Genomic DNA, 8,884 nt, shown 5'->3' on the forward strand with positions numbered 1-8,884 from the left:
GCCTTCTTGCGCTCGCGGATGTCGCGCACGGCGACCACGCTGTGCGGCTTGCCGCAATAGTCGATGGGCCTGGCGATCAGCTCGACGGGGATCATGGTGCCGTCATGGCTCTTGAGGTCGGTTTCCCGTGCCTGCCCGTCCGCTTGGGCCATGGCGGTGGCGGAACGCTCGCCGAAGAGGTCGCTGAGCACCATGGTGTTCAGTGTCGTTGAGGCGATGCCGGACAATGCCGCGATGCTGTCATTGGCGCTGACGATGCGGGTGCCGTCGCAGACGATGAGGCCTTCGACCGCTGCATTGGCCAGGCCATGCATGCGCTCGGCCTCCGCCTGGTGGCGGCGGAAGCGCAGGTCGATCCACAGGGCCGCCGCCGAAAGCACGAGGATGACCAGGCTGGCGGCCGCCGCCGCGAAGGCCTGCGACATTGGCTCGATCGTGTATTGCGAGATCTCGATCGAGCTATCCGGATAGATCGACACGGCCCCCATCGCGATGAAGTGCAAGGTGCAGATCGCCAGCGTCAAAAGCACGGCGGCGCTGACCGTTCTCAGCGTCGAGGGGCGGTGCAGCGCAACAAAAAGCGACATCGCGGCAAGCGTGATGCCGGCGACCAGCGAGATCCCGACAAGCAGCTGATCCCAGACGATCCGGCCCTGCACCTCGAACGCCGCCATGCCGGTATAGTGCATCGTGCCGATGCCGACACCGAGCACGGCGCCGCCGACAAGGTAGTGCTCGATGCCGCCGCGCAAGGTGGCGATCCACATGCCGGCGGCGGTAAGCAGGACGGCCGCGGCAAGCGAAAGCACCGACAACTCGGTGTTGTAGGCGTTCGGTATTCCCGGCGAGAAGGCGATCATGGCGATAAAATGCGTCGCCCAGATGCCGAAACCGGTCGAGGTGGCGGCAATCATCAGCCAGGCATAGCGGTTTCTATTGGTCGAGCGGTCGACGTGGCGAAGCAGATTGACCGCCGAGAAGGAAGAAATGCCGCAGATGAGTGCCGCCAGTGCGACCAATCTCAGATCATGCTCGTGCACGATACAATTATAGACCGTCAACATCTCGCGTCACCTGATCTTCCCGCAATAATCAAGCAATGAAATTGATTAGGGCTGGACGCTTGAAGAATCAGTTATTGCCCGTGCAACTACGGCGTGCGCGTTCGGTTGCAGAGGCGCCCGAGACGATCTCATGCGGGGGCGGCAATATCGCCTGCCGCACCTGTCCGACGCCGATGTCAAAAACACTCGGCGAGGCTTTGAAACGCGGTCCTGTCCGCGTGCCAATCGGCTTTTCCACAGACCCGCAGGCCACAGCAGAACTGTCACATACCTTCTCTATGAGAGCGGGCAAGGACTTGCGCACAGCCTGATGTCACCAGCCACTCAAAAGGGAATCAAATCCATGTCGATCATCAAGCAGGGCCTTGCCGCCCTTGCCGCCGGCGCTCTTGGCCTGACGCTGGCGCAGCCTGCCGCCGCCGCGCCCGTCAAATTCGATTTCTGGTTCGGCCTTTCGGGCGACCTCGCGCGCGTCGTCGACACGCTGTGCAAGAACTTCAATGCCTCGCAGTCCGACTATGAGGCGGTCTGCACCAGCCAGGGCAATTATGACGCGACGCTGCAGAACACCATCGCCGCCTTCCGCGCAGGCAAGCAGCCGACAGTCGTTCAGGTCTACGATGTCGGCACCGCCACCATGATGCTGTCGGGCGCCTACTATCCGGCCGACAAGCTGATGGAAGAGAACGGCTACAAGATCGACTACAGCGACTATTTCCCCGGCATCGCGCGCTATTACGCGACGTCGAAGGGCGAGATGCTGTCGTTCCCGTTCAACTCCTCGACGGCGCTGATGTACTGGAACAAGGACGCCTTCGCCAAGATCGGCAAGACCGAGGCGCCGAAGACCTGGGAAGATGTCGGCGCCGACCTCAAGGCGCTGAAGGACGCCGGCTATGACTGCCCGATGGCGATCAATATTTCCGGCAACGAGAGCTGGCAATTGATGGAGCAGTTCTCGGCCATCCACAACCAGCCGATCGCCACCGAGAACAACGGCTATGACGGTCTCAACGCCCGCCTCGAGATGAACAAGACCAAGTTCGTCCAGTATGTCGGCGACCTCAAGAAGTGGTACGACGCCGGCCTGATCAAGATCAAGTCGAAGGACCTCGGCCAGGACATGGTGCAGGCCTTCGCCTCCGGCACCTGCCAGCTCATCATGACCTCGGTCGGCGACCACGGCACGGTCGGCAAGACGCAAAAGGAAGGCATGAGCTGGGACGTGGCCGAGCTGCCCGTCTATGCCGGCACCGAGCGCAAGAATTCGCTGGTCGGCGGCGCCTCGCTCTGGGTGCTGTCCGGCAAGTCGCCCGAGGAATACAAAGGCGCCGCCGCCTTCCTCAACTTCATCCATGATCCCAAGACGGCGCTCTTCTGGTCGACCAACACCGGCTACATCCCGGTGGCGAAGTCCGGCTTCGAGTACATGAAGGCCAACGGCTTCTACGACAAGGCGCCCTACAAGGGCCGCGAGGTCGCCATCGCCAGCCTGACCGCGTCGGAGCCGACCGAGATCACCCGCGGCATCCGTCTCGGTAATTTCACCCAGATCCGCGCCGAGTTCGGCACCCAGATGCAGGCGATCTTCGCCAACAAGGTCAGCGTTCAGGAAGGCATCGACACGCTGGTCAAGAATGGAGACGCCATCCTCGACCGCTTCCAGCAGACCTACGCGAACAAGACGCTGCCCTGAGCGTCGGCTTTTCGTGGCCGCCCGCCGACAACAGGCGGGCGGCCGTTTCATATCAGGGCTTGGCCGCCCGGCGGCTTTGGCGGATCGATGGAAAAACGCGTCACTTTCTCAAGATGGTCGATCGGCATCCTGTTCGCGGTGCCGCAGTTGCTCCTGATCTTCACCTTCTTCTATTGGCCCGCCGGCCAGGCGGTTTACTGGTCGCTGACGCTGCAGCAACCCTGGGGCGGCGGCAACATCTGGGTCGGGCTCGACAATTTCCGTTCGATCCTCGCCAACACCGACTATTGGAACTCGATCACCGCCAGCCTGATCTTTGCCGGCATCAGCACCGGCCTTGCCATGGTCATCGCGTTGGTGCTTGCCACCCTGACCGACCGCCAGCTTGCCGGCTCACGCCTCTACCGCGTCGTGCTGATCTGGCCTTACGGCATCGCAGCACCTGCGCTGGCGATGGCTTTCCGCTTCATCCTGGCGCCCGAAGCCGGCTTCATGGCCGCCGTCAACAAGGTCTGGCCAGGCTTCTGGGACCCCGGCCTCAATGGTGCCGACGCCATGGCTTCTGTCATCATCGCGTTCTCCTGGAAATATGTCGGCTACAACTTCATCTTTTTCCTCGCAGCCCTGCAGGCAATCCCGCGCTCACTGGTCGAGGCGGCGGCGATGGACGGCTCCGGCGTTCTCAGACGTTTCCGGGATATCCAGTTCCCGTTGATCACGCCGACAATCTTTTTCCTCCTGGTCATCAACATCACCGAGAGCTTTCAGGATTCCTTCGGCATCGTCGACATCATGACGGCGGGCGGTCCGGCGAACGCGACCAATCTGATGGTCTACAAGATCTATTCCGACGGCTTCAAAGGCCTCGATTATTCCGGCGCCGCCGCGCAAAGCATCATACTGATGCTGCTTATCATCGTGCTCACCATCTTCCAGTTCCGCTTCATCGAGCGGCGTGTGCATTACAAGTGAGGCGGGCATGGTCGAGCGCACCCCGATCCTCAACTTGTTCACCCATCTAATCCTGTTCGTCGGCTTCGCATTTTGCGTGGCGCCGTTCATCATCGTCGCGATCGCGGCCTCGCATAATCTGAAGGATGTCAACGACGTGCCGATGTCGCTGCTGCCGGGCAGCGACTTCTGGGTCAACATCAAGGCAGCGTGGACGACGGCCGATCTCGGGCCGAAGCTGTTCAACAGCTTTATCATGGCCGCAGGCGTGGCGGCCGGCAAAGTCATCATCTCGGCGCTCACCGCCTTCTCGATCGTCTACTTCCGTTATCCCGGCCGCATGCTGATCTTCTGGCTAATATTCGTCACGCTGATGCTGCCGCTGGAAGTGCGCATCGTGCCGACCTACGCGGTCGTCGCCAACGTCATGTCGCCATATCAGGCGATCCTCGACGTGACTGGCCTGAGCTGGCTGATCGAGAAGGTCTCGGGGGTGCAGGTCGCACTCAGCCTCGGGCTGCTCAATTCCTATACCGGCCTTATCATGCCGCTGATCGCCACCGCCACCGGCACGTTCCTCTACCGGCAGTTCTTCCTGACTGTGCCGGACGAACTGACCGAGGCCGCGCGCATGGATGGTGCAGGAGCCTTGCGCTTCTTCATCGACATCCTGCTGCCCTTGTCGCGCAACAACATGGCGGCGCTCGGCACAATCATGTTCCTGTGGGCGTGGAACCAGTATCTGTGGCCGTTGCTCATCACCACCGATGCCAGCCACGCCACGGCGGTGACCGAGCTCAAGCAACTCATCCCCAATGTCGGCGGCATTCCCGAATGGAACATCGCCATGGCCGGCACGCTGATCGTCATGCTGCCGCCGCTCGTCGTCGTCGTGGCCATGCAGCGCTGGTTCGTGCGCGGCCTCATCGCCACAGAAAAGTAGGGAGACCAGCCGATGGCCTCGATCACCATTCGCGACGTCTACAAAAGCTACGCCAAGATGCAGGTCGTGCACGGCGTCCACCTCGACATCGCGTCGGGCGAATTCGTCGTCATCCTCGGGCCGTCGGGCTGCGGCAAGTCCACGCTGCTTCGGATGATCGCCGGGCTGGAGGAGATATCAGGCGGCACGATCGCCATCGACGGCAAGGTGGTCAACAAGCTCGAGCCGCGCGAGCGCGGCTGCGCCATGGTGTTCCAGAACTACGCGCTCTATCCGCATATGAGCGTTTCGCAGAACATCGGCTATTCGCTGAAGGTGGCGGGCGTTCCAGCCGCCGAACGCGCGCAGCGCATCCAGGCGGTCGCGCGCATCCTGGAACTGGAGCACTTGCTCGACCGGAAGCCGATGGCCTTGTCCGGCGGCCAGCGCCAGCGCGTCGCCATGGGCCGCGCCATGATTCGCGAGCCGAAGGTTTTCCTCTTCGACGAACCGCTCTCCAATCTCGACGCCAAGCTGCGCGTGCAGATGCGCTCGGAAATCCGCAAGCTGCACCGGCGGCTGAGCGCCACCTCGGTATTCGTCACCCATGACCAGGTCGAGGCGATGACGCTGGCAGACCGGCTGGTGGTGATGAATGGCGGCCGTGTCGAACAGGTCGGCACGCCGGCGGAAGTCTACAGCCGCCCGGCGAGCCGCTTCGTCGCCACCTTCGTCGGCGCGCCGGCGATGAACATGCTGGTAGGCGGGGTCACGCTCGATGGCCTGTCGCTGCTCGGCGGCAGCCGCAAGCTCAACGTCTCGCGCGCGGGCCTGCCGGTCGGCAGCAAGATCGCGGTGGGCATCCGGCCGGAGGCCGTGCGCATGGTCGCCCCCGGCACGCCGGGTGCGCTCGACGCGACCGTCGATCTGGTCGAAGAGCTCGGCGCCGGGCGGGTCATCTATGTCGATCTCGACGGTGCGGCGTTTTCGGTGGTGACGTCGGAAACCGTCCATCCCGCGCCGGGCAGCGCCGTCGGCCTGCTGTTCTCCGAGGCCGACCTGCACTACTTCTCGTCCGAGACGGGAAGCCGCCTTGACGTCTTCAAGGCGTCGATGCCGGTGCCGGCGCTCTGATCAAGCGCTCGGCCGGCTGCGATGGACGGCAAGGCAACTCCCTGTCGGATCGAAGAAGGGTCGCGCAATGAAAGTCATCCAGGTCACCGACGTCCATCTCGGCCGGCGCGGCGAGATCCCCTTTGGCGCTGACCTGCACGAGCGGCTCGACCGCTGCATCGACCATATCAATGCCCGCCACGGCGATGCGGCACTTTGCGTCTTCACCGGTGACCTGACCGAATCCGGCGAGGCGCAGAGCTATGCCGACCTCCAATCAGCCCTGGCCCGGCTTTCAGTCCCCTATCGGCTGCTGCCCGGCAATCACGACAGGCGCGCCAACCTGGTCGCGGCTTTTGCCGGAAATCCAACCGACGAGAATGGCTTCGTGCAGTCGGTCTTCGACACGCAGGAAGCATCGCTGCTGTTCCTCGACAGCCTGGCCGAGGGCCGCGTCACCGGCGAATTATGCGACAGGCGGCTGGCCTGGCTGGATGCCAGGCTCAGCGAGGCGGCGGGCCGCCGGGCCTATATCTTCCTGCATCATCCGCCGATCGAGCTTGGCCTCGAGCTGCTCGATCCGCTCGGGCTCGAACAGCCGCATCGGCTGCTCGAGGTCCTGACGCGGCACGGCAATGTCCGCTACATCTTCTTCGGCCATGTCCATCGCGACATAGCCGGCACAGTCGCCGGCATTCCGTTTGCCGCGCAGCGCGGATTGCACGCCCGCTTCGTGCTCGACTTGGTGGGCGACGAAGTTGTCGAGCAGGCGCCGCCCGCCTATTCGATTATCCACATCGATGGGCAGCGCGTCGTCGTGCACAGCCACGATTTTCTGGAGACCTGGCCACTCTGGTCGCCGGCGACGGGCGAGCGGGTACGTTAAGGCGTGTCGATATTCAGGCGGTGCCGGCCTGATCTGAATCTCAACACGCCTTGGCTTGGAAGCTCAGGCAAAAACATGCGCTTTGCCGGAGACGGTCAGCCGCACGATCTCGCCAAGCGCCGGCGCGTCGATGCCGGGCTTGCGCAGGATCAGCGGCGTGTTGCCGATCGCCGCCGCGTCCGGCGGGTCGGGGCTGTTCAGGAGCCGCACCGCGATCGTGCACATCGAGCCGGCGAATTCGGATTCCGTCACCTCGCCGAACAGCATGTCCGGGGTTCCCGACATGCCTTCACGCGAGGTCCGTTTCAACAGCACCTGTTCCGGCCTTAGCATGATGCGGGCGACATCGCGGCGTTCGGCTGTGTCGACGGCGATGCGGCCGAGCGGCGAGATAGCGAAACCGTCGGCGATCTTCGCCGGCAGAATGATGGCATCGCCAAGGAACTCTGCGACCATCCTGTCCTTCGGCCGGAAATAGAGTTCGCGCGGCGTGCCGACCTGCGAGAACAGCCCGTCGCGCATCACCGCGACCTGGCTGGCGAAGGACAGCGCCTCGGCCTGGTCGTGGGTGACGAGGATGGTGGTGATCCCGGCGGCTTCCAGCAACTCGGCCACTGCCTTGCGCATGGAGGCGCGCAAGCCGGTATCGAGGGCCGAGAACGGCTCGTCAAGCAGCATCAGGCGCGGCTTCATGGCCATGGCGCGGGCGAGCGCAACGCGCTGCTGCTGGCCGCCGGAGAGCTCGTGCGGGCGGCGCTTCAGGATCGCCTTGTCGAGCCCGACGATATAGGCGAGCTCGATGATGTGCTCCGCACGCTTCTCGGCGCTTCGCGCCAGGCCGAAGCCGATATTGTCGGCGATGGTGAGATGCGGGAACAACGCCCCGTCCTGCGCGACCACGCCGATGCCGCGCCGGTGCGCCGGCACGGCAGCGCCGCCATTGGCCAGCACCTCGCCATCGAGCACGATCTTGCCCTGGTCCGGCGCCTCGAAGCCGGCGATCAGCCTGAGCAAGGTGGTTTTGCCGCATCCGGATGGCCCAACGATCGCCGTGCGGCTGCCGCTCTCGACGCTGAGGTCAACGCCGGCCAGCGCCGCCACCGGGCCGTAGTGCTTGGCCACGCCAAACAGTTCCAGGAAGCTCATCGTCCGGCCATCCTCTTCGACTGGACATAGAGCAGCCAGGTCAGCGGCAGCGACATCGTCACCATGATGAAGGCATAGGGGGCGGCCGAGGCATAATCGATCTCGCCGCTGTAGGACCAGAAGGCCATGGCCAGCGTGCGGGTGCCGTTCGGCGCCAGCATCTGGGTGGCGGTGAGTTCGTTCATGATGCCGAGCGCCACAAGCGCCATGCCGGCGGCGGCACCCGGCGCTGAAAGCCGGATGGTCGTCGACCACAGTGCCTTGAGCGGCGCCCGGCCGAGGCTCGAGGCGGCGCGTTCGAGCTCGACCGGCGCCTGCGCGATCGAAGCCCTGAGGCTGACCAAAGCGCGCGGCAGGAACATCAGCGCGTAGGCGAAGAGGATGGTGAAGAGTGTCTGGTAGAGCGGCATGGCGACGCGCACGGTTATGGTAACCAGCGCCAACGCGATGACGACGCCGGGCAGCGAGCCGACGATATAATTGCAGCCCTCGAGCAGGCGCTGCAGCGGCCCTGGCGCGCGGATCGAAATCCAGGCCATCGGCATGGCGGCGATGGTGGCGAGCAGCGCGCCGGCCATCGCCAGGAGCAGCGTCTGGCCGAGTGCCAGGCTGATTTCGTCGAGGCGCCAGACCTCGGCGCCGCCGGCCACGAGCCAGCGGCCGATGGTGATGGAGGGCACGCCCAGCGAAAGCAGCGAGGCGATGGCCGGCAGCGCCAGGCAAGGCAGCGTGGCGCTGCCGAGGCTGGCGCGCCGCTGCTGGCGGGCCGCCCCAGAGCCGACGCGGGCATAGCGCTCCTCGCCGCGCACCAGCACCTCCAGGGCGAGCAGCACGAAGCAGCATGTCACCAGCACGGCGGCGAGCATGTTGGCGGCCGGCCCGTTGAAGGTCGACTGGAACTGGTCGACGATCGCCGTGGTGAAGGTGTCGAACCGGATGAAGACATAGAGGCCGTATTCGGCCAACAGATGCAGGCCGACCAGCAACGAACCGCCGCAGATGGCCAGTCTGAGCTGCGGCAGCACGACGCGCGCGAAGACCCGCCACGGACCGAGCCCAAGGGCGGCGGTTCGTTGCTGGTCGGCCTGCATCTGTTGGCCGAATAC

General features: G+C 64.3%; 8 protein-coding genes. 5 read left to right on the plus strand and 3 right to left on the minus strand.

Annotated elements, in window-relative coordinates; genetic code table 11:
• The coding region (locus tag EN745_RS23445; RefSeq protein ID WP_127422376.1) for an MHYT domain-containing protein at window positions 1-1,064 on the minus strand (1,064 nt) is incomplete at its 3' end.
• A 343-nt stretch (window positions 1,065-1,407) separates the two neighbouring features.
• Here EN745_RS23445 and EN745_RS23450 point away from each other — a divergent pair.
• The 5 genes from EN745_RS23450 (at window position 1,408) to EN745_RS23470 (ending at window position 6,632) form a co-directional block, all read left to right on the plus strand.
• On the plus strand, window positions 1,408-2,760 hold the full coding sequence (locus EN745_RS23450; RefSeq protein WP_126058102.1) for an extracellular solute-binding protein: 1,353 nt from the start codon (window positions 1,408-1,410) through the stop codon (window positions 2,758-2,760).
• An 87-nt stretch (window positions 2,761-2,847) separates the two neighbouring features.
• Window positions 2,848-3,732, plus strand: a complete 885-nt coding sequence (locus tag EN745_RS23455; protein ID WP_126058103.1) for an ABC transporter permease subunit — start codon at window positions 2,848-2,850, stop codon at window positions 3,730-3,732.
• Between the two features lie 7 nt (window positions 3,733-3,739).
• Complete coding sequence (locus EN745_RS23460) at window positions 3,740-4,654, plus strand: ABC transporter permease subunit (RefSeq protein ID WP_127422377.1); 915 nt, start codon at window positions 3,740-3,742, stop codon at window positions 4,652-4,654.
• Window positions 4,655-4,666: 12 nt separating this feature from the next.
• The gene (gene ugpC / locus EN745_RS23465) at window positions 4,667-5,767 is read left to right on the plus strand and encodes a sn-glycerol-3-phosphate ABC transporter ATP-binding protein UgpC (protein ID WP_127422378.1); all 1,101 of its coding nucleotides are present in this window, start codon (window positions 4,667-4,669) and stop codon (window positions 5,765-5,767) included.
• Between the two features lie 67 nt (window positions 5,768-5,834).
• Complete coding sequence (locus tag EN745_RS23470; protein WP_127422379.1) at window positions 5,835-6,632, plus strand: phosphodiesterase; 798 nt, start codon at window positions 5,835-5,837, stop codon at window positions 6,630-6,632.
• 63 nt (window positions 6,633-6,695) lie between these two features.
• Here EN745_RS23470 and EN745_RS23475 read toward each other — a convergent pair whose 3' ends face one another.
• Window positions 6,696-7,778 carry an ABC transporter ATP-binding protein gene (locus EN745_RS23475; protein WP_127422380.1) on the minus strand — a complete coding sequence of 361 codons (1,083 nt, stop codon included), beginning with the start codon at window positions 7,776-7,778 and terminating at the stop codon, window positions 6,696-6,698.
• On the minus strand, window positions 7,775-8,884 hold a 1,110-nt coding region (locus tag EN745_RS23480; RefSeq protein ID WP_145992103.1), incomplete at its 5' end, for an iron ABC transporter permease. The genes EN745_RS23475 and EN745_RS23480, both read right to left, overlap by 4 nt.

Origin of the sequence: Mesorhizobium sp. M4A.F.Ca.ET.022.05.2.1 (genome assembly GCF_003998845.1) — a bacterium.
Taxonomy (GTDB): domain Bacteria; phylum Pseudomonadota; class Alphaproteobacteria; order Rhizobiales; family Rhizobiaceae; genus Mesorhizobium.